The organism is Halorubrum sp. SD690R (genome assembly GCF_005435035.1).
Classification (GTDB): domain Archaea; phylum Halobacteriota; class Halobacteria; order Halobacteriales; family Haloferacaceae; genus Halorubrum; species Halorubrum ezzemoulense.
The window spans coordinates 115,641-141,809 of record NZ_SGTV01000006.1; the positions used below are offsets into that span (position 1 = coordinate 115,641).

The window sequence follows — 26,169 nt, forward strand, 5'->3', positions numbered from 1 at the left end:
TCCGCGCGGCGACGACAATAGCGTGGCGGTTCCGACCAGCCACCTTTTTAAGTCGTTCGGGCGAGGATGGAGGTAATGAGGGCCGACCCGAAGGAGACGATCACCGTCGAAAACGTCGTCGCTTCCACGGGGATCGGGCAGGAACTCGATCTCCAGAGCGTCGCGATGGACCTCGAGGGCGCCGACTACGACCCCGAGCAGTTCCCCGGGCTCGTCTACCGCACCACGGACCCGAAGTCGGCCGCCCTGATCTTCCGCTCGGGGAAGATCGTCTGTACGGGCGCGAACTCGGTCGAGGCGGTCCACGAGAGCCTCGACATCGTGTTCGCGGAGCTCCGCGCGCTCCAGATCCCGATCGAGGACCCGGAGGTCACCGTCCAGAACATCGTCACGTCGGCCGACCTCGGCGAGAGCCTGAACCTGAACGCGATCGCGATCGGGCTCGGCTTGGAACACATCGAGTACGAGCCGGAGCAGTTCCCCGGGCTCGTCTACCGGCTCGACGAGCCGGAGGTCGTCGCGCTGCTCTTCGGCAGCGGGAAAGTGGTCGTCACCGGCGGCACGAGCCCCGCCGACGCCGAGGCAGCCGTCGACGTGATCGTCGAGGAGCTGAACGGCCTCGGGCTGTTGGACTGACGCGGCGAGCCCGCGATCGAGACGGGGCCGCGATGCGGCGACACCGCGACCGCGTTCCGCGATCACTTTTACCCGTCGCCGCGTATGGCGACCATGCTCTTACAGACGGTGACGCCGGTCTCCGTGCTCGGGACGACCGTCCTGTTGGCGCTGTTCCTCTGTCTCACCGCGCACGTCGCGGCCCGGAACGTCCTCGGCGACGCCGACCCGCGGCGGGCTCTCTACATCGGCCCGCTGCCCGCGGTGATCAGCGTCGCCGGCAACGGGCTCGAACTCCCCGGGGGGCTCATCCTCCTCGCGGCGCTCCTCGTCGACGGGACGATGTTCTGGTGGAGCTACGAGCAGCCGCGGCGGGCGGTCGCCGCGATGACGCTGATCCACGCCGTGGTCACGACGCTGCTGGCCGGGCTCCTGATATTGGTCTCGATCCTGCTCGCGTCGATGCCCGGATAGGACGGCCGGGAGTGACGTCGAGGCGAGCGCCCGGGAGCGAGACCGCGCGCCCGCGTCACGGCGACGGCGGCGGGCCGTCGTACGCGTCGTGGTCCTGATAGAAGTTCAGCATCGCGAACTTCAGCTTCGCGGGGTCGACGTCGAGCAGCTCCTCGCGCTCCTCAGGCGGGAACGCGGACCGGACCGAGTACTTCCCCATGTCGGCAGTCGTGTAGCGCCGGTCCGCGAGGATCCGGACGCCGTAGTCGTCGGGGCCGCGGATCACTCGGCCGAGCGCCTGTCGCGTCTTGCGGATCGTCGGGACCTCGACCGCGTACGTCCACCCCGGGTCGCGGGCGCGGTCGCGGTCCGCGAACGCGCGGTCGTAGGCGTCCTGGACCGCCTCCGTGCGGTCCGAGAGGTGCGGGTACGGGACGCCCACGACGACGACCGTCCGGGCGTCGTCGCCGTCGAAGCTCACGCCCTCGCCGAGCGTCCCCCACAGCGAGGTGAACAGCGCGGCGCCGTCGCTCTCGACGAACTCGCTGCGGAGCCGCTCCTCGTCCTCGCCCGGCCCGTCGAGGTGGATCGGACCGAGGTCGACGGCGTCCGCCGCGGCGCCGCCGGCGGCGCTTCCGCCCCCGCTCGCCCCAGCGAGCCGCTCGTGGTAGCGCTCGGCCTCGGCGTACGACGGGAAGAAGGCGAGCGTGTTGCCCGGGGTAAAGCGGATTGCGTCGCGGAGCAGCGACGACACGGCCTCCTGCGTCTCCGGGTCGTTTCGGTCGGCGGCGAACAGCGGCGGCACGTCGGCGGCGAACGTCCGGCGGTTCGCCTCGGGGTACCCCATCTCGTAGGCCATCGAGGCGACGTCCTCCAGCCCCAGCACGTCCTCGGTCACGTCGAACGGGCGCAGCGTCGCGCTCATCAGGACCGAGGCGGCCACCTCGTCGAACAGCTCGCTCGTGACGCTCCGCGGGATACAGGTGTACAGCTCCGCCCGGCCGTACACCTCGTCGGTGCCGCCGTCGCGCCGGACGGAGAGCACGGGATACTGGCCGAACTCCGCGCCCTCGTCCATCCACGTCGAGACGAACCGGGCGGCCGCGAGCGTCTGCGACTCCGACCGGGTGGTCGCCTCCCCGTCCCGGTAGCGGCGCTCGTACTCCTCGTCTATCGCCTGGCCGAGCTGGACGGCGAGCTCGGTCTCCGCGTCGATCCCCGTCCCCTCGTAGTTGCGGAGGAACGCGAGCGTGAGGTCGTCGCGGCGGTCGTCGTTGGCGACCGCAATGTCCTCCCAGTTCTCCGTCACGGACTCGGAGCCGCCGAAGCCGAGCGCGTCCTCGTACGTCTCGGCGAGGGCGTCGCGGAAGGCGCGGAGGACGTTCTCGGCGGGCTCCGCGCGGGAGTCGTCGCTGTCGGCCACCTCGTCTAAGGCGGCGTCGAGCGTGTTCTCCGTCAGCGTTCGGGTGGCGTGGTCGCGGGCGGCGTCCTCGATGTTGTGCGCCTCGTCGAACACGGTGATTATCTCGCTCGGGTCGCGGTCGATCCACCGGAAGAACTGCTCGCGGATGTTCGGGTCGAGCAGGTGGTGGTAGTTACAAACGACCAGGTCGACCCCCTCCATCCCCTTCTTCAGCAGCTCGTAGCCGCACAGCGCGCGCTCGTCGGCGTACTCGTACACGTCGTCGGGGGTGCGGACGTCCTCGAAGAGCCACCCGAAAAAGTCGTCCGTGTCGCGGGTGAGATTGTTGCGGTAGTGTTCGCAGACGTTCGCGGCGTCGTACTCCTCCATCTCCGCCTCCAGCTCGTCGAGTTCGTCCATGACCGACTCGCGGGCCTCGGCGGCGCCCGTCTCGCCCTCGCGGCTCTCGGCCAGCAGCTCGCGCTGTCGCGACTCCAGCTCGCGGACCTCGCTCTCCGTCTCGACCATCTCGCGGGTGGTGTCGCGGAGGGTCTGACACTCCTGGTAGTCGACGTCGATGTGGCACATCGACGACTTCCCCTTGAACACGACCGCGCGGATGGGTTCTTCGCGCGTGATCGCGCGGGCGTCCTCGACGAACTGCCGCATCTGCTGGTGGACGTTGGTCGTGATGACGACCGTGCGGTCGTGCTCGCGCGCGTGTTCCAGCGCGGGCACGAGCGCCGAGAGGGTCTTCCCGGTCCCGGGCGCCCCCTCGAACAGCACGTCCTGTCCGCGGTCCAGCGCGTTGGCGACCCGGTCCATCGCCTCGCGCTGGTTCGGGTACGGCTCCTCGTACGGGAAGAACCGCAGGTGCGGCGACTCTGACACGGGGCAGAGTTCGGCGGCGTCGGCTAAAAGGGGTCGGGTGGCGGGGCGGAACTGGTCCGGGCCGGCGGGGTCGCCAGACGACCGCGACGCGACCGGCCGCGACGCACCCGCCTTTTTAACGCCCGGCCGCGACCACTCCCGACAACGAATGTTCGACGAGATCCTCGAGAAGTTCGAGGGGTCACCCAGCCAGCAGGCGGTGATCCGGCTGTTCTTGGAGCGCGGCTTCTCCGTCAACGAGGAGGGGCGGGTCGTCTCCGGCGGGATCGAGATCCCCTACACCGGCATCGCGCGCGAGCTCGACGTGGACCGGCGCGTCGTGGACTCGACGACCGACGCGATCCTGGCCGACCCCGAGCTGAAGCGCATCTTCACCAACATCTCGTCGGTCCCGAGCCTGATGGACCTCGCCCCGGTCCTCGACCTGACGGTGCTCACCATCGAGGTCGCGGCCGCCGACGAGGCCGGGATCGTCGCCGAGGTAACGGGGATCCTGGCCGACCGCGGCGTCTCGATCCGGCAGGTGCTGAGCGAGGACCCCGAGTTCACCGACGACCCGAAGCTGTACGTGATCACCGACGCCGAGCTGTCGGGCGACCTGCTCGTGGAGATCCGCGACCTCGGGTACGTCCGCCGCGTCGGCTTCTGAGGACCCGACCGCCGGGTCGCCCCTGACCCCTCGACCAGTTTCACCGCGCGACGGAGCGGGCCGCTCCGACGAACGCTTTCGAGAGATAGCGAACCGCGACCGAGCGGTGACGCTCGGCGAACTTCACTTTCACTCGGGTGTAAACCAGTCTTTATACGGGATGGCAAACAAGCACTGTGTACATGCCTGAAGACGAACTCGAGGACCTCCCCGGCGTCGGCCCGGCAACCGCGGACAAGCTCGTGGACAACGGATTCGAGAGTTACCAGTCGATCGCCGTCGCGAGCCCCGGCGAGATGTCGAACACGGCCGACATCGGCGAGTCGTCCGCCGCCGACATCATCAACGCCGCCCGCGACGCCGCCGACGTCGGCGGCTTCGAGACCGGCGCGAGCGTGCTGGAGCGCCGCCAGGAGATCGGCAAGCTCTCCTGGCAGATCGACGAGGTGGACGACCTGCTCGGCGGCGGCATCGAGACGCAGTCGATCACGGAGGTGTACGGCGAGTTCGGGTCCGGGAAGTCGCAGGTCACCCATCAGATGGCGGTCAACGTCCAGCTAGAGCCGGAGAACGGCGGCCTCGACGGCGGCTGTATCTTCGTCGACTCCGAGGACACGTTCCGACCGGAGCGGATCGACGACATGGTCCGCGGGCTCGACGACGAGATCCTCGCCGACGAGATGGAGCGCCGCGAGATCGAGGGGGCGCCCTCGGACGAGGAGGCGCTCGAAGAGCTCGTCGAGGCGTTCCTCGACCAGATCCACGTCGCGAAGGCGTTCAACTCCAACCACCAGATCCTGCTCGCCGAGAAGGCGAAGGAGCTGGCCGGCGAACACGAGGAGACGGAATGGCCGATCCGGATCGTCTGCGTCGACTCGCTCACCGCGCACTTCCGCGCGGAGTACGTCGGTCGGGGCGAGCTTGCGGATCGCCAGCAGAAGCTCAACAAACACCTCCACGACCTGATGCGGATCGGCGACCTGTTCAACACCGCCATCCTCGTCACGAACCAGGTCGCGTCGAATCCCGACTCGTACTTCGGCGACCCGACGCAGGCGATCGGCGGCAACATCCTCGGACACGCCTCCACGTTCCGGATGTACCTCCGCAAGTCGAAGGGCGACAAGCGGATCGTCCGCCTCGTCGACGCGCCGAACCTCGCCGACGGCGAGGCCGTGATGCGCGTCCAGAACGAGGGTCTGAAGCCGGAATAACGGTATTTCCGGGACATCGGTCGGCGGAGAGGGCAGTCTGACACCGCCGAGATATCGATTCCGTCGAGGAACCGCGAGACGGGTTGACAAACGTCTACTTCTGCCGACGAGGCCGGAACGACCCGAATTCGGGACGGAGAGCCCGTGCGGCGCCCAAGCGCGGGACGGCGGCGCGGCAATACTCGCCAGAGGGGACCGCGCCCGCCCCGAGAGCGCCGCTCGGCGACGGGTCACGCCGAAATAGATAGCTGAGCTACACAACGACCGTCGAGTTCGAGCGCAACAATTGCGGCGGAACCGCGAGAAAAACGTCCTTATATTCCATAGCCACGTCCTTATATCGGACGACCGCCGTATTATCAACCGTGTTTTTTGTGAAACTCAACTCTAACGTTTATGTATAGGCGTTCCCGGGAATCGAAACGTGATTCAGCACATGAACACGAGCGAAGCACGGTTTGAATCGGACGAGCGTTCAGTAGAGGTGGATGAGTTGTGACGGGCGGCGTCCTCGCCACGATCGATCCGAGCACGTTCGCGTCCGCGATGAACGGGACGTGGATCCTCGTCGTGACGTTCCTCATCTTCTTCATGCACGCCGGCTTCGCCATGCTGGAGGCCGGGCAGGTGCGGTCGAAGAACGTCGCCAACCAGCTGACGAAGAACCTCCTGACGTGGAGCGTCGGGGTGGCGGTGTTCTTCCTCATCGGCACGGCGTTCACGAGCCTCGTGAACGGGTCGTCGGGGATCGCCTCCGCCGCGGGATCGCTGTACTCCGGCGGCGAACTCGCCGTCGAGTCGGGCGTGGTCGGTCCCTACGTCAACTGGCTCTACGGCGCGGTGTTCGCGATGACCGCAGCGACGATCGTCTCCGGGGCGGTCGCGGGTCGCGCGAAGCTCCGCGCGTACGTCACCTACACGTTCCTCCTGGCCGCGGTCATCTACCCGATGGTCATCGCCTTCACGTGGTCGGCCTCCGGTGACGGGCTCGTCGCACAGCTGACGGGCACCGCGTTCCACGACTTCGCCGGCGGCATGATCGTCCACGGCATGGGCGGCATCGCGGGCCTCACGGCCGCGGCCATCCTCGGGCCGCGGATGGACCGCTACGGGAAGGACGGCTCGACGAACGTCATCCCCGGTCACTCGCTGACGTTCGCCGTGCTGGGGACGCTCGTCCTCGCGTTCGGCTGGTACGGCTTCAACGTCGGCACGGCGTCAGTGGTCAGCGGCGGCGTGTTCAACACGCTGACGCTCAACCTCGTCGCGATGGGGACGACGATCGCGATGGCGTCCGGCGGGATCGGCGCCGCGCTCGTCGTCTGGGCGAAGACCGGGAAGGTCGACACCCTCTACGTCGCCAACGGCCTGCTCGCCGGGCTCGTCGGCATCACCGCAATCCCCGACACCACGGCATGGTGGGGCGCCGTCGTCGTCGGCGGGCTCGCCGGCGCGCAGCTCCCGATCGTCTTCGAGTTCGTCTCGGACAACCTGAAGATCGACGACGTCTGCGCGGTGTTCCCGGTTCACGGGAGTGCCGGCGTTCTCGGGACGCTCCTCTTCCCGTTCGTCGCCGCACCGGGTCAGCTCAGCGCGGGCATCGGCGCCCACTTCGTCGCTCAGCTCGTCGGCGTGGTCATCATCGGCGGCTGGACGATCACCGCAACCGGTGCGGTCTGGTACGTGCTCAAGCTCGCCGGCGAGGCGCGCGTCACCGCCGAGCACGAACAGGAGGGCCTCGACATCTCCGAACACGGCGTCGAGACCTACCCCGAGTTCGGCGGCGACCGCGTCGCGACCGACGGCGGCCCGTCGGTGATCGACACGACCGAGTCCGATGGGGAGTCTCCCCGGGCCGACGGCGGCGCGGCGGCCGGCACGGACATCAAGATGGTCACGGCGGTCGTCCGCCCCGACAAGCTCGGAGACATCAAGCAGGCGCTCGCGGAGATCAACGCCCCCTCGCTGACGGTGACGAACGTCTCCGGTCGCGGCAGCCAGCCCGCGAAGAAGGGCCAGTGGCGCGGCGAGGAGTTCACCGTCGATCTCCACCAGAAGGTGAAAGTCGAGGTCGTCGTGGCCGACATCCCGGCCGACGAGGTCGCGGACGCCATCGCCGACGCCGCGAAGACCGGCGAGGCCGGCGACGGCAAGGTGTTCATCATGCCGGTGGAGGACGCGCTCCAAGTCCGCACCGGTGCGACCGGAACGGAGGCGGTGTAGCGACGCTCCCGGCGGGCAGACACCGCGCACGGATCGACGGACGGACTTTTTTCGGGCGGGCGTGACGGCGGTTCGGTAACTACTTTCAGCCCGCCGACCCAACCGGTCGATATGAACCACGAGCGCTCGCGCGAGTTGTACGACCGCGCGCTGTCGGTCATGCCGGGCGGCGTCAACTCCTCGGTCCGGGCGACGATGCCGCACCCCTTCTTCGTCGAGCGCGGCGACGGCGGCCACGTGATCGACGCCGACGGGAACCGCTACGTCGACTGGGTGATGGGGTACGGCCCCCTCCTCTACGGCCACGACCTGCCCGATCCGGTGGAGGCGGCGGTCCAGTCGCACGTCGCGGAGGGGCCGATGTACGGCGCGCCCACGGAGATCGAGGTCGAACACGCCGAGTTCGTGGCGCGGCACGTCCCGAGCGTCGAGTCGATCCGCTTCGTCAACTCCGGCACGGAGGCGACCGTCTCGGCAGTCCGACTGGCGCGCGGCCACACCGACCGCGACAAGATCGTCGTGATGCGGGGCGGCTACCACGGCGCGCAGGAGTCGACGCTCGTGGAAGGGTCGCCGGGCGACGCGCACCCGTCGACGGCGGGGATCCCGGAGGCGTTCGCCGAGCACACCCTCCCGATCCCGTTCAACGACCCGCAGGCGGCGAAGGAGGTGTTCGCGGAACACGGCGACGAGATCGCGGCCGTCCTCGTCGAGCCGATACTCGCCAACAAGGGGATCGTGATGCCCGTCGACGGCTACCACGAGACGCTGCGGGACCTCTGTGACGACCACGGCTCGCTACTGATCTTCGACGAGGTGATCACCGGGTTCCGGGTGGGCGGCCTCGGCTGCGCCCAGTCGAAGTTCGGCGTCACCCCCGACGTGACGACGTTCGGGAAGATTATCGGCGGCGGCTTCCCGGTCGGCGCGATCGGCGGGAAAGCGGAGATCATCGAGGGGTTCACGCCCGCTGGCGAGGTGTTCCAGTCCGGCACCTTCTCCGGGCACCCGGTGACGATGGCCGCCGGGAAGGCCGGGCTGGAGTACGCGGCCGAAAACGACGTGTACGAGCACGTCAACCGCCTCGGTCGGCAGCTCCGGGAGGGGATCGCCGAGATCTGCGCCGAGCGCGCGCCGGAGTACACCGTCGTCGGCACCGACTCGATGTTCAAGACGGTGTTCACCCGCGAGGCGCCGGACGACGTCGACGCCTGTTGCGCGGGCGGCTGTCGGCAGGACCCGGACTGCGCCCGGTACGACTCGTGCCCGAAGACGGGCGCCGACGTGGCCGACGCTGCGACCGACCGCTGGGAGCGGGTGTTCTGGCAGGAGATGAAAGACCGAGGCGTGTTCCTCACCGCGAACCAGTACGAGTGTCAGTTCACCTCCTACGCGCACACGGAGGAAGACGTCGAGACGACGCTCGAAGCGTACCGCGAGGCGCTGTAGACCGGGCGACCGGCGATCTCCGGGCCGTCCGGCAAACCTTGCGCGCGCCGGGCGGTGCGGAACAGTTTTATATCGGAGATCGGTACATACACGCGATGACCGCAGTGGCTCGTCTCGACGCCGCCCTTCTCCGAGGCCGACGAGCCCTGCGACCGCGACGAGACGTCCGACCGCCGCGACCGGCTTCCGGCGCGGCGCGACGACGAGGCCCTTCGGGCCAGTAATCTTCATCCCTCGTCGCGTTCGCGCCGTTCCGTTCCGGAGAGTCTCGACTATCGTCACCGCGAGCGGCCGCGCTGTCTTTTTTCTTACAATCTCGAAACCGCTGAATTTAAGACCGTAGGCCGGGTGTACTCTGGTAATGACGAGCGTTGCACTCGCGTTCAGCGGGGGACTCGACACCACGGTCTGCGTACCGCTGCTGAAAGAGGAGTACGGCTACGATGAGGTCATCGGCGTGAACGTCGACGTCGGCCAGCCCACCGAGGAGTTCGACGAGGCCGAGGAGACCGCCGAGGCGCTGGGGCTCGACATCCACGTCGTCGACGCGAAGGATGAGTTCGCGGACCTCTGTTTCGACGCGGTGAAGTCCAACGCCAGCTATCAGGGCTACCCGCTCGGGACCGCCCTCGCGCGCCCGGTCATCGCCGAGGCGATCCTCGGCGTCGCCGAGGAGCAGGGCTGTGACGCCATCGCCCACGGCTGTACGGGGAAGGGGAACGACCAGCTCCGGTTCGAGGCCGTCTGGCGCGGCTCCGATCTTGAAGTGATCGCCCCCGTGCGCGAACTCGGCCTCACCCGCGAGTGGGAGATCGACTACGCCGCGGAGAAGGACCTGCCCGTCGAGGCCGGCGACGGCGGCGTCTGGTCCATCGACGAGAACATCTGGTCGCGCGCGGTCGAGGGCGGGAAGCTGGAGAACCCGAACTACGAGCCGCCGGAGGACATCTACGAGTGGACCGCCGAGCCGGAGGGCGAGACCACCATCGAGGTGACGTTCGAGGAGGGGATCCCCGTCGCCGTCGACGGCGAGGCGATGGACCCCGTGCCGCTCATCCAGCACCTCAACGAGCACGCCGGAGGGTACGGCGTCGGCCGCACCGACGTGATGGAGGACCGCATGCTCGGGCTGAAGGTGCGCGAGAACTACGAGCACCCGGCCGCGACGGTCCTGCTGACGGCCCACCAGGCACTCGAAGATCTCGTCCTGACGAAGAACGAGCGCTCGTTCAAGAAGGGGATCGAGCAGGAGTGGTCGGAGAAGGCGTACGAGGGGCTCGTGTTCGCGCCCGTCGTCGACGCGCTGAACGCCTTCGTCGACGAGACGCAGGACGTGGTGACCGGCACGGCGACGGTGAAGGTGTCCGGCGGCGACTGCCGCGTCGTCGCCCGCGACTCCGAGTACGCCGTCTACTCCGAGGAGATGGCCTCGTTCAACACCGAGGACGTCGCCGGCATCGCCCAGTCGGACGCGACGGGCGTCGCGAAGTACCACGGACTCCAGGAGCGCCTCGCCAACGACGTGAAGGCGAGCGTCTCGAAGCCCGAACTCGCGACGGACGGGTCCGGCGAGACGGACGGGTCCGACGCGGACGATAACTAGATGACCGACGACGATCCCGACGCGAGCGACGCGGACGAGGCGGCCGGCGGTGACGACACCGCCGTCCGGCGCGAGCGCTTCAGCGGCGGACCCGCCCGCGAGTTCCTGTCGAGCCTCGCGGCCGACGCCGCAATCTTCGAGGCGGACCTCGCCGTCGACCGGGCGCACACGGTGATGCTCGCCGAACAGGGGGTCGTCGACGGCGGGGTCGCGGGCGAGATACTCGCCGCGCTCGACGAGGTGGAGGCCGCCGGCCACGGCGCGCTCCCGGACGGCGAGGACGTCCACGAGGCGATCGAGACCGCCGTCATCGACCGGGTCGGCCCGGACGGCGGCCGGATGCACACCGCCCGCTCGCGCAACGACGAGGTGGCGACGTGTATCCGGTACCGGCTGCGCGAGGACCTGCTCGACGCCGCCGAGGCGACCGTCGCCGCCCGGGAGGCGCTCGTCGAGGTCGCCGAGGAACACGCGGAGACGGTGATGCCGGGGTACACCCACCTCCAGCCGGCACAGCCGACGACGGTCGCGCACTACCTGCTGTCGTACGAGGGCGGGCTCGCGCGCGACACGGAGCGGCTCCTGGACGCGTACGACCGCGTCAACCGGTCGCCGCTCGGCGCGGCCGCGTTCGCCGGGACGCCGTTCGACGTCGACCGCGACCGGACCGCGGAGCTGCTCGGCTTCGACGAGACGGTCCGCAACTCGATGGACGCCGCCTCGGCGCGCGACTTCCTCGCGGAGACGGCGACGGCGCTCGCGACGCTCGCGATGACGCTATCGGGGCTCGCCGAAGACCTGATCGTTTTCTCGAACAAGGGGGTCCTCAGGCTGGCGGACGCGTACGCCTCGACCTCGTCGATCATGCCCCAGAAGAAGAACCCCGACACGCTGGAGCTGACCCGCGGCGTCGCGGGCGACGCGATCGGGGAGGCGACTGGCACGTTGAGCCTCCTGAAGGGGCTGCCGCGGGCGTACAACCGCGACCTCCAGCGCGCCCACGCGAGCGTTTTCGATATCGCCGGCGACGTGCGCGAAGCGACCGAGATCGCTGCGGGCGCGGTCGCGACCGCCGAGTGGGACGCGGACGCGCTCGCGGCCGCCGCGGGCGAGGGGTTCTCGACGGCCACGGGGGTCGCCGACCTGCTCGCGATGGCGGGCCTCCCGTTCCGGACCGCCCACGAGATCGTCGCGAGCGCCGCCCCCGCGGTCGGAGACGGCGACGACCCAGCGACCGCCGCCGCAAAAGTTGACGAGGCCGCACAGGCGGTACTGGGCGAGTCCCTCTTCGAGCGCGTGTCCCGCGACGAGGTGGAACGCGTCCTCGATCCGGCCGCGAGCGTCGCGAGCCGCGACTCCGCGGGCGGCCCCGCGCCGGAGGCGGTCGCGGCGGACCTGACGGCCGCAACCGCAGGGATCGACGCGGACGCGACCGCGCTCGACGACCGCCGCGAGGCGCTGGCGGCGGCGGCCGAGGCGCTCGACGCGGAGGTGGCGACGTATGAGTGATCGTGGGACCGACCGCGGTGGTCGCCGCGGGCGGACACCGAACCGGCCGCCGCCGAACCGACCGCCGCAGCCGGACCGACTGCGACGACCGCCGCGACCGGGGGTCGACCGACGACCCCCGGTCGCGAACTCGTCTCCGCGAGGGGACGAACAAGTAACTAGGATCTGATAGTCCGGTTCGTCCGGGCGCTTTCGGCCGCTCTCGAACCGATAGCCGGTGCTTTGGCTAGTGTATATTTTTTGGTAAGTTCGGAAGATTTATGGTATCGAGTCACCCAGAGTGGAGTACGATGACAAGCGACACCGACACGCTGACCGCGGAGGACCCGATCGCGGGCGAAGAAATCGAGATCCCGGCCGACGTGGAGGTCGGCGAGATCATCGACAGTCCGGTCACGGGGACCGAGCTGGAGGTCATCTCGCTCGACCCGGTCGTCTTGGAGGAGGCGCCAGAGCTCGAGGAGGACTGGGGCGAGTAGATGGCGACGACCGCCGCGGCCGCGACACCCGAGTGGTCGACATGCGCGTGAACACCGACCCGAACGGAGGGGAATCGGCGTGCGCGTAGGCGTCCTCTACTCGCGGATCCGGAAAGACGAGAAGCTCCTGCTCGGCGAGCTCCGCGAGCGGGGCCACGACGTGGCGAAGATCGACGTGCGCAAGGAGCGGTTCGGCCTGGACTCGACGACGGCCGCCGTCGACGACCTCGACCTCGTGGTCGACCGCTGCCTGTCGACGAGCCGGTCGCTGTACGCGACGCGGTTCCTCGACAGCTACGGCGTCCCCGTGGTGAACGGCCCGGAGACGGGCGACGTCTGCGCCGACAAGGCGAAGAACTCGCTCGCGCTCGCCGAGGCGGACGTGCCGACCCCGGCGACGGAGGTCGCGTTCACGACGGAGGCCGCCCTAGAGGCGATCGAGTCGTTCGGCTACCCGTGCGTCCTCAAGCCCGTGACCGGCTCGTGGGGGCGGCTGATGGCGAAGATCGACTCGCGGAACGCCGCCGAAGCGATCTTGGAACACAAGGAGACGCTCGGCCACTACGAGCACAAGGTGTTCTACGTCCAGGAGTTCGTCGACAAGCCCGGCCGCGATATCCGCGTGCTGGCGGTCGACGGCGAGCCGGTCGCGGCGATGACGCGCTCCTCGGACCACTGGCTCACGAACGCCGCGAAGGGCGGCGAGACGGAGCCGTTCAAACTCGACGAACGCGCGACCGAACTCGTCGAGAAGGCCTCGGAGGCCGTCGGCGGCGGTATGCTCGGCGTCGACCTGATGGAGGTGGGAGTCGAGGCGGAATCGGACACCGCCGAGACCGGCGTCGGCGCAGACGGCGACGGCGCGGCCGACGACTATACCGTCCACGAGGTGAACCACACCGTCGAATTCAAGGCGCTCGACGCGGCCACCGACGTCGACGTCCCGGCGCGGGTCGTCGACTGGCTGGAGGCGAAGGCGACCGAGCTGGCCGACGGAGCCGTCGCGGGGGCCGACGCGTGACCGTAGACGCCGAGGACAGCGGCGCGGCCGCCGACGCCTACACCGCCAGCGTCGTCGGCGGCACCGGGTTCACCGGCGGCGAGCTGCTGCGGCTCCTCGCCGGCCATCCGAACTTCGAGGTCGTCCAGGCGACCTCGCGGTCGGCCGACAACATGACCGTCGGGCGCTCGCACCCGAACCTGCGCGGGCTCGACCTTCGCTTCTCGGACCCCGAAGACCTCGAATCGGTCGACGTGCTGTTCGCGGCGACGCCGCACGGCGTCTCGATGGAACGCATCGACGAGTTCACCGAGGCCGCCGACACCGTGGTCGACCTCTCGGCGGACTTCCGGCTCCCCGAGGCCGACGCCTACGACGAGTGGTACGACGGGCACGAGTCGCCGGAGTACTTGGAGCGCGCGGAGTACGCGCTCCCGGAGATCAACCGCGGGAACCTCCCCGGCGCCGACCTGATCGCCGGCGGGGGCTGTAACGCGACCGCGACGATCCTCGGGCTGAAGCCCCTCGTCGACGTCGGCGCGCTCGGTCCCGAGAGCGGCGAGGTCGTCGTCGACGTGAAGGTCGGCTCTTCGGAGGGCGGCGCGGGCGGCGGCGCGGCCTCCTCGCACCCGGAGCGCTCGGGCGTCGTGCGCCCGTACGCCCCGACCGGCCACCGCCACGAGGCGGAGATAGAGGCGTACATCGGACTCTCCGTCTCCTTCACGGTCCACGCGGTCGACATGGTCCGCGGCGCGAGCGCGACGTGTCACGTCTTCCCCGACGAGCCGGTCTCGAAGGGGGACCTCTGGGGCGCGTACCGCGACGCCTACGCGGACGAACCGTTCGAGCGGATCGTCTCGGGCGGGGGCGGCGTCTACCGCTACCCCGAGCCGAAGGCGGTCGCCGGGACGAACCACGGCGAGGTCGGCTTCGAGCTCGACCCCGGCAACCGCCGTGTGGTCGTCTTCTCGGCGATCGACAACATGATGAAAGGCTCCGCCGGGCAGGCGGTCCACGCGGCGAACGTCGCCCTCGGACTGCCCGAGACGGCGGGCCTCGAGTTCGACGGGCTCCACCCGGTGGGTGCGCCGTGACGGGGAGTGGTTCCGAACCGGCGGCCGAGCCGCCCGTCGTCGTCAAGGTCGGCGGCGCGAAGGCGGTCGACCCGGCCGGCGCGGTCGGCGACGTCGCGCACCTCGCGGCCAACGGGCGCCCCGTCGCCGTCGTCCACGGCGGCTCGACGGTCGTCGACGAGACGCTCGAACGGCTCGGCATCGAGCCCGACTACGTCGAGTCCGCCTCGGGCGTCACCGGGCGGTTCACCGACGCGGAGACGATGGAGGCGTTCGCGATGGCGATGGCCGGCAAGCTCAACACCGAACTGACGGCACAGTTCCGCTCGGCCGGAGTCGACGCGGTCGGCCTCTCCGGGGTCGACGGCGGCCTCCTCGCCGGGCCGCGTAAGTCCGCGGTCCGCGTCGTCGAGGACGGGAAGCGGAAGATCCGGCGCGGCGACCACTCCGGGCGGATCGAGTCGGTGAACGCCGACCTCCTCGCCGACCTCCTCGACGGCGGCTACACGCCGGTCGTCTCGCCGCCGATTGCGGGCGACGAGGGCGACGGCGAGGTGACGGCGGTCAACGCCGACGCCGACCGCGCGGCCGCGGCGGTCGCGGGCGCGCTCGACGCCGACCTCGTCCTCCTGACCGACGTGGCGGGCGTGTACGCCGACCCGGACGACCCCGAGACGCGAATCGACGCGGCCGCGACGCCCGACGAGTTGGCGGCCGTCGAGGACGCGGCCGAGGGGTTCATGTACAAGAAGGTGATGGCCGCGAGGGAGGCGCTCGAAGGCGGAGCCGGCCGCGTCGTGATCGCGGACGCCAACGTCCGCGACCCGGTCGTCGCCGCGCTCGGCGGCGAGGGGACGACAATCGAGCGGGCGGCGCTCGGCGGCGACGGAACAGCGGGGGGAGACGACGAGGCAGCGGACGGCCAAACCGGAGAGGCGGACGGCGACAGCGGACCCGCCGAGCCCGACGGAGGTGAGACCGCGTGAGCGGCTTCGTCTTCTCGGAGAAGCCGATCGGGATCGCCTCGGGAGATGGGGTACACCTCACCGACACGAACGGCACGGAGTACCTCGACTTCGGGGCCAGCTACGCCTGTACGCCGGTCGGCCACTGCCACCCGGAGGTCGTCGACGCCGCGACGAGCCAACTGGAGGAGCTGCTGTACGTCCAGGCGTCGTACCCGCACGCGGCGCGGACGGCGCTGTACGAGCGGTTGGCCGAGGTCGCGCCCGTCGACGTCGACAACGTCTGGCTCTGTAACTCCGGGACGGAGGCGAACGAGGCCGCGCTGAAGTTCGCCCGGCACGCGACGGGCCGCGAAAAGATAATCGCGACCACGCAGGGGTTCCACGGCCGGACGATGGGGACCCTCGCGACGACGTGGAAGGACAAGTACAAGGACGGGTTCGGCCCGCTCGCGGGCGGCGTCGAGTTCGTCGAGTACGGCGACGCCGAGGCGATGCGCGAGGCGGTCGACGAGGACACCGCCGCGGTCATCTTGGAGCCGCTCCAGGGCGAGGGCGGGATCAACCCCGTCCCGACCGAGTACCTTCAGGCTGTCCGCGTCGCGACCGCCACCTCCGGCGCGGCGATGATCCTCGACGAGATCCAGACCGGGCTCGGGCGCACCGGAGACATGTGGGCCGCCGACCGCCACGACGTGGTACCGGACATCCTCACGACCGCGAAGGGGCTCGGCAGCGGGCTCCCGATCGGCGCGACGCTGTGTCGCGACTGGATCGCCGAGGACTCGGGCGACCACGGCTCGACGTTCTCCGGCGGGCCCGTGGTGTCGGCCGCGGCGGGCGCCACCCTCGACGTGATCGAGCGCGAGGACCTTCCGGCCCACGCCGAGGCGGTCGGGAACTACCTCCGCAGCGAGCTCCGCGACCGCCTCGGCGACGACGTGCGCGACGTGCGCGGCGACGGGCTGATGGTCGGGATCGAGGTGCGCCGCGGGTCGAACCGCCTGCTGCGCGACCTCGCCATCGACCACCAGATCCTCGCGCTGCCGGCGGGGCGGACCGTGCTGCGCCTGCTGCCGCCACTGACGATCGAGCGCGAGCACGCCGACGCCGTCGTCGACGCGATAGCCGAGGTGGTCGGCTGATGGCGGCCGGCAAGGAACAGGATCGGGAGGGCGGCGAGGCGGCCGACGACGCCGCGGCCGGCGGCACCGACGTCGTCGCCGGCGGCGGCTACCCCGCGGCCTGCGACACGCCGGCCCGGAAGCTGCTGTACGACATGGTCTCGATCCCCTCGCCGTCGCGCAACGAGGAGCGGGCGGCCGAGCGCCTCGTCGACTTCTTCGAGGCGAACGGCCGGGAGGCGTGGATCGACGAGGTCGGCAACGTCCGCGCCCCGGCAAACGACGCCGTGCTCCTCACCTCGCACGTCGACACCGTCCCCGGCGACATCCCTGTCGAGGTGCGGCCCGCGCCGTCCGAGGGCGAGCTGCCGGAGCCCTCCGACGTCCGCGTCGGCGACCCCGGCGACCCCGTGTTGTGGGGTCGCGGGTCAGTCGACGCGACCGGACCGCTCGTCTCGATGGCGGTCGCCGCGGTGAAGACCGGCGTCTCCTTCGCGGGCGTCGTCCGCGAGGAGGTCGACTCCGGCGGCGCGCGCCACCTCATCGGCGACCGCGACGCGCCGGAGGCGGTGGTCAACGGCGAGCCGTCGGGCTGGCAGGGGATCACGCTCGGCTACCGCGGCCTGCTCGAGGGGACGTACGTGAACACCAGCGAGTCGGGCCACTCCTCGCGGCCGGAGCCGAACGCGATCCAGCACGCGATCGACTGGTGGCACGGCGTCGAGAAGGCGTTCACGCCGGACGACGCGGAGACCGCCGTGTTCGACCAGGTGACGACCAAGCCCATCTCGGTCGACGGCGGCCTGAGCGACGACGGCCTCGCCGTGGAGGCGACGGTGGACGTCCAGCTGCGGATCCCGCCGTCGCGGCCGGTCGACGAGATCCACGAGCTCGCGGAGGCGGAGCTGTCGACCGGCACCGTCCGCTGGGGCGAGCCGATGCCGCCCGTGATGGAGAGTCCGCGGACCGACCTCGCGCGGGCATTCCGCGTCGCGATCCGGTCCGCGGGCGGCGACGTGCGCCTGCTCCGGAAGACCGGCACGAGCGACATGAACCTCTTCGCGGCCGCGTGGGACTGCCCGATGGTCACCTACGGGCCCGGGAACTCCGACCTCGACCACGCGCCCGACGAGCGGCTCCCGCTACCCGACCTCGACCGCGCCGTGCGCGTGCTGACCGAGGTCTGCCGCGAGCGACTGTAACCCGACGCACCCCCCCAAAACCGACTGTTTTCGAACGACACCACCACCCGACACCACACCAACGATGCCCCTCGCAACCGACGACTTCCTCGACATCGACGACGTGACGCCCGCCGAACTGGACGCCCTGCTCGACCGCGCCGCCGCGATGAAGGCGGGCGAGACCGACCCTCGACTCGGGGACGCGACGCTGGGGATGATCTTCGAGAAACCCTCGACGCGCACCCGGGTCTCCTTCGAGACGGGCATGACTCGACTCGGCGGCCACGCGATGTTCCTCGGCCCCGACGACATCCAGCTCGGCCACGGCGAGCCGCTGAAGGACACGGCGCGGGTCCTCGGCCGGTACGTCGACGGCGTGATGGCCCGGCTGTTCGACCACGAGGACGTGGAGACCCTCGCCGAGTACGCCGACTGTCCCGTGATCAACGGGCTCACCGACGAGGCGCACCCCTGTCAGACGCTCGCCGACCTCCTCACGATCCGGGAGACGGTCGGCGAGGACGCCACGGTCGCGTGGGTCGGCGACGGCAACAACGTCGGGCAGTCGTTCGTCGTCGGCGCGGCGATGGCCGGCGTCGACGTGGAGGTCGCCACGCCCGCCGACTACGGGATGGACCCCGACGTGTTCGACCGCGCCGCCGAGTTCGGCGCGGACGTGGCGCCGACGGCTGATCCGGCGACCGCTATCGAGGGCGCCGACGTCGTTTACACCGACGTCTGGATCTCGATGGGGCAGGAGGACGAGCGCGAGGAGAAGCTCGCCGCCTTCGACGGGTTCCAGGTGAACGCCGACCTGCTCGCGGACACCGGCGCGAAGGTGATGCACTGCCTGCCCGCGCACCGCGGCGAGGAGATCACGGACGGCGTGCTCGAATCCGACCGGGCTTTGGTCTGGGACCAAGCGGAGAACCGGATGCACGCGCAGAACGCGCTGCTCGTCGAGCTGCTCGGCGAGGCGTGAGGGCGCCGCTGGCGGGGCCGAACCGGAACTGCCGCGGCCTCACCGGCGGTACGGCGGCTCGCGGTCGTCCATGAGGAAGACGCTGTCTTGGTTCGGGTCGAAGTACACCTCCAGCGCGCGGAGGGCGCCCACGTACGCCGCGACCGCGGCGAACACGAACGAGATAGCTGCCGGAACGACGAGGCCGAGGACCATACCGAGTCGATCCTGCCGCGGCGGACTAATGCGTGTCGGCGGAGCGGAGCCGCGTGTCGGCGGAGCGGCGGCGCGTGCCGACGAGCGCCCGCGGGGCGCGAGTCGCACGCGCGAGGGACGCGGTGAGCGACGGGCGACCGAAGGGAGCCCGGAGTGAACCGCGAGGCTGGGGCGGTGTGAGGTGCGGCGCCGTGTGGTCGGGGCGGGACTCGAAGGGGCAGTCGCCGGCGGCGAAGCCGCCGGCTGCCCGTGGCGCGTAGCGCCACATTGCCGCGAGGCCGAAGCACGCCGCAGTAAGCACCGCAACGAGGGAGCGTCAGCGACCGAGTGAGGCGCGCAACAGGGCGCGCGAGTCTCGCGGCTAGGGCTTCGGAGGTGTTGTCGGCGATCAGCAGGTGTCTGCGTAGAGCCGGGCGGCTGGGGATTGGGAGGCGGTCGCCGTAGAACCGCAGTTCACGAACGACCGAGCGTCTGAGGCGCTGACAGTGCCTGCCGTCGATCCGCAATCAGTGGTAGAAACAGCACCGACCGGATCTAGTTCCCGGTCCAGCGCAGTATCGCGAGCGTCCCCTCGAAGAGGGCGATCATCGTGAGCGTCACGATGATCGGCGCCATCCCGGTCGGATCGGGGCTGAACAGGAACGCGATCCCGAGGAACGACCCCCAGAAGATCAGCCGCTTCGCCTCCAGCCACTGCCGGGTGACGAGGTTCATCATGATCGCGAGCATGATGAAAAGCGGGATCTGGAAGACGATCGCCATGAACGCGAGCATGATGACGATCAGGTTGAACGTCTCCGCGAGCCCGAAGGCGATCGTCGCGGCGTCGGAGGTGTAGGTGGTGAAATACGAGAAGATCGCGGGCAACACGAGGAAGTGCGCGAACGCGATCCCGACACCGCCTAAGATTAGGCTCGTCGGGACCGCCGCGAGGTAGTAGCGGCGCTCCGTCTCGTAGAGTCCCGGGCGCATGAACCGGTACGTCTCGTAGACGAACGCCGGGAGCCCGACCACGACGCCCGCGAGACCGGCCACCTTCAGGCGGGTGAGCGGGAGTTCGAGCGGGCCGTACAGCCGCGGGCGGTTCTCCAGCGGCGCCGGGATGTGGTAGCTCCAGAAGTAGTTGATCAGCTCCGTCGACTCGGTGACGACGACGAGCGTCGCCAGCCCGCCGATGAGGAAGACGACCGCGAGCCGGCGCATCATCTCCTCGATGTGCGCGGCCAGCGGCATCTCCTCGTCCGTCTCAGGCCCTTCGATACCCTCGAACGGCTCGTCCTCGACGGCCGTGGCGGCGTCGGCGGTCGGTGCGTCCGCGGTCGTCGCCGGCGTGCCGCCGTCGCCGAGGCTCTGGGCGTCGTCCGTCGCCGGGAGGCCGTCAGTCGACGGGTCGGCGGCGTCCGCGGAGCCGGTGGCCGCGGAGGCGGCCGAGTCGGCGTCAGCGGAGGCGGTCGAGTCGGCGTCAGCGGAGGCGGTCGAGTCGGCGTCGACCGCGGCGGGGTCCACCTCGGGTCCGACCTCTGCTTCGACCTCGGACTCGACGCTCTCGGACGCGGCGTCGACGGACTCGACGCTCTCGCCGCCCTCTCCGGCGGCGTCGCTCTCGGGTTCGCCCTCGTCGGTCGACCCGTCAGCGGCGGCCGAGTCGTCGTCGCGCGGCCGGTCCGAGTCGTCCATTCAGTTGCCCTACGCGACCGGGCGGTTATCAACCTTTTCGGATGGCTGCGTCGCGCGGGGGCGAAACCGGGTCTCGCGGCGGCGACGGAGCGACCGAAGCGGCGGCCTGGCCGGGCCCGGCGGGCTCGTAACTGCTCAACGGCCCCGCAACGGCTCGGCGGCCGGAGCGCCCGCGGTCGAAAAGGTTGATAACGGCGACGACCGTCGCCTTCCGTATGGCGAGCGCCCTCGACGAAGACACCCAGCAGTCGATCGCGGAGGGCCGCGAGACGGCGAAGGCGTTCCTTCGATCGATCCAGAAGGATCTCCAGAAGGTGTTCGTCGTCTTCCTCATCGGCTTCCTCGCGACGTTCTGGGCGCTCCGAACGTACATCTGGGACCGGCTGCGGGAGGTGACCGAGTCCAACATGAGCGCCACCGTCGCCGAGGAGGCGGACATCATCGCGACGACCCCGTTCGAAGTGATCCTCCTCCAAGCGAAGATCGGGTTGATCGTGGGCGCGATCGCCGCGATCCCGCCGCTGATCTACGTCACCCGCGACGAACTCCGCGCTCGCGGTATGTGGCCGCAGTCGCCGATCGCCCGCTGGAAGCTCGCGCTCCTCGGACTGCTCGCCGCGGGGCTGTTCTCCGCCGGCGTCGCCTACGGCGTCTTCGCCTTCTTCCCGCTGATGTTCGGCTTTCTCGCGGAGTTCGGGCTGGAGGCCGACATCCAGCCCACCTACGGGATCGTGATGTGGACTGAGTTCATCGTCTTCCTCTCCCTCTCGTTCGGCCTCGCCGGACAGATGCCGATGGTCATCACCGGGCTGTCGTACGCCGAGATCGTCCCGTACGAGACGTTCCGAGACAAGTGGCGCTACGCGGTCGTCGCCATCTTCGTGTTCGGCGCCGTCTTCTCGCCGCCGGACCCGTTCACCCAGCTACTGTGGGCGTTCCCGCTGGTCGCGCTGTACGGCTTCAGCCTCTACCTCGCGAAGCTCGTCGTCACGGCGAAACGGAGCTCCGACCGGATCGACGTGCTCGGCGCCGTGCGGAACCACTGGAACGTCGTCGGGGGCGCGACCGTCCTCGGTGGCGCGCTCGTGTACGGCTTCTACGAGTACGGCGGTCGAACCGCGGTCAACGACCTGCTCCGGCTCGCGGGGAGCACGCGGCGGTTCCTCGAACCGGGCGCCGGGCTCGGCGTCGACCCGACGACCGCGCTCGGCGTCTACGCGGCCGCGTGGGCGATCGCGTTCGCGGCCGTCGCGACGCTGTGGGCGGTGTACACCGACCTCGACACCGCGAGCGCGGGCTACCGGTACGGCGACCCGACCGCCATCGACGTGGGCGAACTCGACGCCGCGGGCGTGCGGGCGGCCCCCGCGGACGCGTTCGCCGAGATGGGCGAAGAGGAGTCGCTCGCGCTCGCGCAATCCGCGATCGACGACGACGACCCGGAGAAGGCGCAGGCGATCCTCGACCGCTTTGACGAGGCGAACGAGGGGAGCGACGGCGACAATGGCGCGGACGGCGACGGCGGCGCGGACGACGCCGGCGAGGACGGGCTCGTCGGGAACGTCCAGAACCGGACCTCGCGGGCGAGTTCGACGTTCCTCGCGGAGCTCACCGACGGCAACGAGGGGGAGGCCGAAGACGACATCGGCGGCTACTACACGGACCTCAAGTTCATCTTCGACTCGCTGCGCACGCGGTCGTTCCGGATCGTCGCGGTGTTCGGCGCCGTGATGGCGGCCGCGTTCACGTGGCTGTACCTCGGCGGGCTCGGAACGGTCCGGGGCGACCTCGAACGGCGCGTGCCCGCGGAGGTCGAGGGCGGGATCAACATCATCACGCTCCACCCGGTCGAGGCGCTCATCTTCATGGTGAAGTTCTCGGTGATGCTCGGGATCTTCGCCGCGTTCCCCGTGGCCCTCTACTACGCGTGGCCCGCGCTCCGCGAGCGCGGCTTCGTCGCCGGGCGGCTCTATAAGGTGTACCTGTGGGCGGGCGCGCTCGGCGCCGGGATGATCGGCGGCTTCGCGCTCGGGTACGCGTACATCGCCCCCGGGGTCATCGGCTGGCTCGTCACCGACGCGCGCCTCGCGGACATGGTCATCACCTACCAGGTGAGCGACTTCCTCTGGCTCGTCATCTACACGACCATCGGGATCGGCTTCCTCGCGGACATCCCCATCGCGATGGTCCTGCTGAACAACGCCGGCGTCCCGTACCGCGTGTTCCGCGCCCGCTGGCGCGAGGTGACGATCGGGATCCTGCTCGTCGCGGCCGTGTTCACCCCCGCCGACGTGATCACGATGTTCCTCGCGACGATCCCGTTGATGTTGGCGTACGGCGTCGGCGTCGCCGTCCTCTTCCTCGTCACCTTCGGGGGGCGGCGGGACCTCTCTCCGCCCGCGGAGTTCGTCGGGGAGTGAGTCCCCGCGCTCGGCGCGGCCGACGGCGAGAACGGGCGCTGCCGGTCCCCGCGACCGACGACTATTCCCGCGCGCGCCCGCAACGGACGAAGTGAAATGAGCAAGGACTACATCGAGGTCCGCGGCGCCGAGGAACACAACCTCAAGGACCTCGACGTCCGGATCCCGCGGGAGGAGTTCACCGTCGTCACCGGGCTCTCTGGCTCGGGGAAGTCGTCGCTCGCGTTCGACACCGTCTACGCAGAGGGACAGCGCCGCTACATCGAGTCGCTGTCGGCGTACGCGCGCAACTTCCTCGGACAGATGGACAAACCGCAGGTGGAGTCTGTCGAGGGGCTCTCGCCGGCGATCTCGATCGACCAGAAGAACGCGGCGAACAACCCACGGTCGACGGTGGGGACCGTCACCGAACTCCACGACTACCTCCGGCTGCTGTACGCCCGGATCGGCACCCAGTACGACCCCGTCACGGGCGAGGAGGTCGGCGAGCAGTCCGCCCAAGACATGGTGAAGCAGATCCTCGACCTGCCCGAGGGCACGCGGGCGAAGATCGCCGCCCCGGTCGTCCGCGACCAGAAGGGCGCCTTCGAGGACTTATTCGAGGAGCTGGTGAGCGACGGGTACAGCCGCGTCGAGATCGACGGCGAGCCCGTCGATCTCACCCTCGACGACCCCGACCTCGACGAGAACTACGACCACACGATCGACGTGATCGTCGACCGCGTTCGGGTGGCCTCGGACGCGCGCTCGCGGATCACCGACTCGGTCGAGACCGCCCTCGAGGAGGCGGGCGGCGTCCTCAAGCTGATCGTCCCCGACCCGCCCGAGGACGTTCCCTTCGCGTCAAACGCGCGCTCGACGGGATCGCTCGCGGCCGACGCCGACGGCGACGACCGCCTCGTCGTCGAGTTCTCCGAGGAGCTGGGCAACCCCAACTCCGACGTACAGTTCTCCGCGATCGAGACGCGCTCGTTCTCCTTCAACAGTCCGTACGGCGCCTGCCCGGAGTGCGAGGGGATCGGCTCGACGAAGGAGGTCGACGAGGACCTCGTCGTCGAGGACCCCTCGAAGCCGCTGAAGCACGTGTTCGAGCCGTGGAGCTACGACCGCACCTACTACTCGCGCCAACTCGACAACGTCGCGGAGCACTTCGGCGTCGACCTCGACACGCCCTTCGAGGAGCTCGACGAGTCGATCCGGCGGCAGTTCCTCTACGGCACCGACGGGATGGTCCACTTCGAGTGGACGACGAAGAACGGCACGCGCGAGAAGACGGAGCGCTTCGAGGGCGTCATCCCCAACTTGGAGCGCCGCCACGTCGAGACCGACTCCGAGCGCGCCCGCGACCACATCGAGGAGTACATGGCCGTGACCACCTGTCCCGAGTGCGAGGGCACCCGACTGAAGGAGCAGTCGCGGCACGTTCTCGTCGCCGGCACGTCGATCACCGAGGTGAACGAGCTGTCGATCGCCGACGCCCGCGAGCACTTCGAGGGAATGGAGGCGGAGCTGAACGAGCGCGAGACGACGATCGCCGAGGAGATTTTAAAAGAGATCCGCGCGCGGCTCGGCTTCATGGAGGAGGTCGGGCTGGAGTACCTCACGCTCGACCGCGAGGCGTCGACGCTGTCCGGCGGCGAGAGCCAGCGCATCCGGCTCGCGACGCAGGTCGGCTCCGGACTGGTGGGCGTCCTCTACGTCCTCGACGAGCCCTCCATCGGCCTCCACCAGCGCGACAACGACCGGCTGCTCGACACGCTCGAAGGGCTCCGCGACCTGGGCAACACGCTGCTCGTCGTCGAACACGACGAGGAGACGATGCGGCGCGCCGACGAGATCATCGACATGGGCCCCGGCCCCGGCAAGCGCGGCGGCGAGGTCGTCGCGCAGGGCGACTTCGACGAGGTGGTCGGGACCGACGAGTCGGTGACCGCCGACTACCTCGCGGGCCGGAAGTCGATCCCGGTGCCCGACGAGCGGCGCGAGCCAGACGGCGAACTCGTGGTGACGGGCGCGCGCCAGCACAACCTGAAGGACCTCGACGTGCCGATCCCGCTCGGCACGTTGACGACCGTCACCGGCGTCTCCGGCTCGGGGAAGTCGACGCTCGTCAACGACATCCTCTACAAGGGGCTGGCGCGAGAGATGAACGACAACACCTCGGTCGATCCCGGCGCACACGACGCGATCGAGGGGCTCGACGGGGTCGAGACGGTGCGGCTCATCGACCAGTCGCCGATCGGGCGGACGCCGCGGTCGAACCCCGCGACGTACACGGACGTGTTCGACCACGTCCGAGAGCTGTTCGCGGAGACGAAGCTCTCGAAGCGCCGCGGCTACGAGAAGGGCCGCTTCTCGTTCAACGTGAAAGGCGGCCGCTGTGAGGAGTGCGGCGGGCAGGGGACCGTCAAGATCGAGATGAACTTCCTCTCGGACGTGTACGTCCCCTGCGAGGAGTGCGGCGGCGCCCGCTACAACGACGAGACGCTCGACGTGGAGTACAAGGGGAAGACCATCGCCGACGTGCTCGACATGAGCGTCGCGGAGGCGTACGACTTCTTCGAGAGCCACCGCGGGCTCGAACGCCGCCTGAAACTGCTGAAGGACGTGGGGCTCGGCTACATGGAGCTGGGCCAGCCCTCCACCACCCTCTCGGGCGGCGAGGCGCAGCGCGTCAAGCTCGCCGAGGAGCTCGGCAAGCGCGCGACCGGCGACACGCTCTACCTGCTCGATGAGCCGACGACGGGGCTCCACAAGGAGGACGAGCGCAAGCTGATCGACGTGCTCCACCGCCTCGTCGACGCCGGCAACACCGTGGTCGTCATCGAACACGAGCTCGACCTCGTGAAGAACGCCGACCACGTGATCGACCTCGGCCCCGAGGGCGGCGACGGCGGCGGCGAACTCGTCGCGAGCGGTACCCCCGAGGAGATCGCTCGGGAAGACGCCTCGCACACCGGGCGCTACCTCCGCGACATGCTGCCCGACGTGGACCTCGACGGCCCCCGCGACGACCGTCGGAAGCCCGCGGTCGCGGACGACGACTGAGCGGCGTCTGTGGC

The 26,169-nt window shown here is 69.8% G+C and carries 21 protein-coding genes; 18 read left to right on the forward strand and 3 right to left on the reverse strand.

The genetic code is table 11. The features are described from left to right. The first annotated feature begins 75 nt into the window (after positions 1 to 75). Entirely contained in the window at positions 76 to 636 is a 561-nt protein-coding gene (locus tag EXE41_RS05700) for a TATA-box-binding protein (protein WP_049932128.1), read from the forward strand. Between the two features lie 93 nt (positions 637 to 729). Further along, complete coding sequence (locus EXE41_RS05705; RefSeq protein ID WP_049932127.1) at positions 730 to 1,089, forward strand: hypothetical protein; 360 nt, start codon at positions 730 to 732, stop codon at positions 1,087 to 1,089. A gap of 55 nt (positions 1,090 to 1,144) precedes the next feature. Here the strand turns inward: EXE41_RS05705 and EXE41_RS05710 are convergent, their stop codons facing one another. Further along, positions 1,145 to 3,361, reverse strand: a complete 2,217-nt coding sequence (locus EXE41_RS05710; RefSeq protein ID WP_137690493.1) for an ATP-dependent DNA helicase — start codon at positions 3,359 to 3,361, stop codon at positions 1,145 to 1,147. A gap of 148 nt (positions 3,362 to 3,509) precedes the next feature. Here EXE41_RS05710 and EXE41_RS05715 point away from each other — a divergent pair, with 148 nt between their 5' ends. From EXE41_RS05715 to argF, 14 genes are all read left to right on the forward strand, one after another. Beyond that, positions 3,510 to 4,010, forward strand: coding sequence for an ACT domain-containing protein (locus EXE41_RS05715; RefSeq protein ID WP_089308480.1), 501 nt, complete (start codon positions 3,510 to 3,512; stop codon positions 4,008 to 4,010). Between the two features lie 182 nt (positions 4,011 to 4,192). After that, on the forward strand, positions 4,193 to 5,224 hold the full coding sequence (gene radA / locus EXE41_RS05720; protein WP_086216036.1) for a DNA repair and recombination protein RadA: 1,032 nt from the start codon (positions 4,193 to 4,195) through the stop codon (positions 5,222 to 5,224). Between the two features lie 495 nt (positions 5,225 to 5,719). Continuing rightward, positions 5,720 to 7,447, forward strand: coding sequence for an ammonium transporter (locus EXE41_RS05725; RefSeq protein ID WP_176454938.1), 1,728 nt, complete (start codon positions 5,720 to 5,722; stop codon positions 7,445 to 7,447). 111 nt (positions 7,448 to 7,558) lie between these two features. After that, entirely contained in the window at positions 7,559 to 8,896 is a 1,338-nt protein-coding gene (locus EXE41_RS05730; RefSeq protein WP_094519693.1) for a glutamate-1-semialdehyde 2,1-aminomutase, read from the forward strand. A gap of 361 nt (positions 8,897 to 9,257) precedes the next feature. Further along, a complete protein-coding gene (locus EXE41_RS05735; protein ID WP_049932119.1) occupies positions 9,258 to 10,499 on the forward strand; it encodes an argininosuccinate synthase in 1,242 nt (413 codons plus the stop codon). Then, positions 10,500 to 12,008, forward strand: a complete 1,509-nt coding sequence (gene argH, locus EXE41_RS05740; protein ID WP_137690494.1) for an argininosuccinate lyase — start codon at positions 10,500 to 10,502, stop codon at positions 12,006 to 12,008. Further along, the gene (locus EXE41_RS19030; protein ID WP_158294390.1) at positions 12,005 to 12,166 is read left to right on the forward strand and encodes a hypothetical protein; all 162 of its coding nucleotides are present in this window, start codon (positions 12,005 to 12,007) and stop codon (positions 12,164 to 12,166) included. The genes argH and EXE41_RS19030 overlap by 4 nt, the downstream gene beginning before the upstream one ends. 132 nt (positions 12,167 to 12,298) lie before the next feature. Next, positions 12,299 to 12,487 (forward strand): lysine biosynthesis protein LysW, encoded by a 189-nt coding sequence (gene lysW / locus EXE41_RS05745; protein ID WP_049932116.1) that lies wholly within the window; start codon positions 12,299 to 12,301, stop codon positions 12,485 to 12,487. A gap of 79 nt (positions 12,488 to 12,566) precedes the next feature. Next, entirely contained in the window at positions 12,567 to 13,508 is a 942-nt protein-coding gene (gene lysX / locus EXE41_RS05750) for a lysine biosynthesis protein LysX (RefSeq protein ID WP_137690495.1), read from the forward strand. Next, positions 13,505 to 14,581, forward strand: a complete 1,077-nt coding sequence (gene argC / locus EXE41_RS05755; protein ID WP_137690496.1) for an N-acetyl-gamma-glutamyl-phosphate reductase — start codon at positions 13,505 to 13,507, stop codon at positions 14,579 to 14,581. The genes lysX and argC overlap by 4 nt, the downstream gene beginning before the upstream one ends. Beyond that, positions 14,578 to 15,546, forward strand: coding sequence for an acetylglutamate/acetylaminoadipate kinase (locus EXE41_RS05760; RefSeq protein WP_137690497.1), 969 nt, complete (start codon positions 14,578 to 14,580; stop codon positions 15,544 to 15,546). Before argC ends, EXE41_RS05760 begins: the two co-directional genes overlap by 4 nt. After that, positions 15,543 to 16,670 carry an aspartate aminotransferase family protein gene (locus tag EXE41_RS05765; protein ID WP_049932109.1) on the forward strand — a complete coding sequence of 376 codons (1,128 nt, stop codon included), beginning with the start codon at positions 15,543 to 15,545 and terminating at the stop codon, positions 16,668 to 16,670. The genes EXE41_RS05760 and EXE41_RS05765 overlap by 4 nt, the downstream gene beginning before the upstream one ends. Further along, the gene (locus EXE41_RS05770; RefSeq protein WP_137690498.1) at positions 16,670 to 17,851 is read left to right on the forward strand and encodes a [LysW]-lysine hydrolase; all 1,182 of its coding nucleotides are present in this window, start codon (positions 16,670 to 16,672) and stop codon (positions 17,849 to 17,851) included. Before EXE41_RS05765 ends, EXE41_RS05770 begins: the two co-directional genes overlap by 1 nt. Before the next feature lie 64 nt (positions 17,852 to 17,915). Beyond that, positions 17,916 to 18,815, forward strand: coding sequence for an ornithine carbamoyltransferase (gene argF / locus EXE41_RS05775; protein ID WP_086220589.1), 900 nt, complete (start codon positions 17,916 to 17,918; stop codon positions 18,813 to 18,815). Between the two features lie 39 nt (positions 18,816 to 18,854). On the opposite strand, the gene EXE41_RS19220 is transcribed toward argF, so the two are convergent. Together EXE41_RS19220 and EXE41_RS05780 are read right to left on the reverse strand one after the other, a co-directional pair. Further along, positions 18,855 to 19,010 (reverse strand): hypothetical protein, encoded by a 156-nt coding sequence (locus tag EXE41_RS19220; protein WP_167373085.1) that lies wholly within the window; start codon positions 19,008 to 19,010, stop codon positions 18,855 to 18,857. A gap of 534 nt (positions 19,011 to 19,544) precedes the next feature. Next, positions 19,545 to 20,687, reverse strand: coding sequence for a twin-arginine translocase subunit TatC (locus EXE41_RS05780; RefSeq protein ID WP_137690499.1), 1,143 nt, complete (start codon positions 20,685 to 20,687; stop codon positions 19,545 to 19,547). A 215-nt stretch (positions 20,688 to 20,902) separates the two neighbouring features. On the opposite strand from EXE41_RS05780, the gene EXE41_RS05785 reads away from it, so the two are divergent. Together EXE41_RS05785 and uvrA are read left to right on the forward strand one after the other, a co-directional pair. Beyond that, positions 20,903 to 23,107 carry a twin-arginine translocase subunit TatC gene (locus tag EXE41_RS05785; RefSeq protein ID WP_137690500.1) on the forward strand — a complete coding sequence of 735 codons (2,205 nt, stop codon included), beginning with the start codon at positions 20,903 to 20,905 and terminating at the stop codon, positions 23,105 to 23,107. 96 nt (positions 23,108 to 23,203) lie between these two features. Beyond that, on the forward strand, positions 23,204 to 26,155 hold the full coding sequence (uvrA, locus tag EXE41_RS05790; RefSeq protein ID WP_137690501.1) for an excinuclease ABC subunit UvrA: 2,952 nt from the start codon (positions 23,204 to 23,206) through the stop codon (positions 26,153 to 26,155). The last annotated feature ends 14 nt before the right edge of the window (positions 26,156 to 26,169 follow it).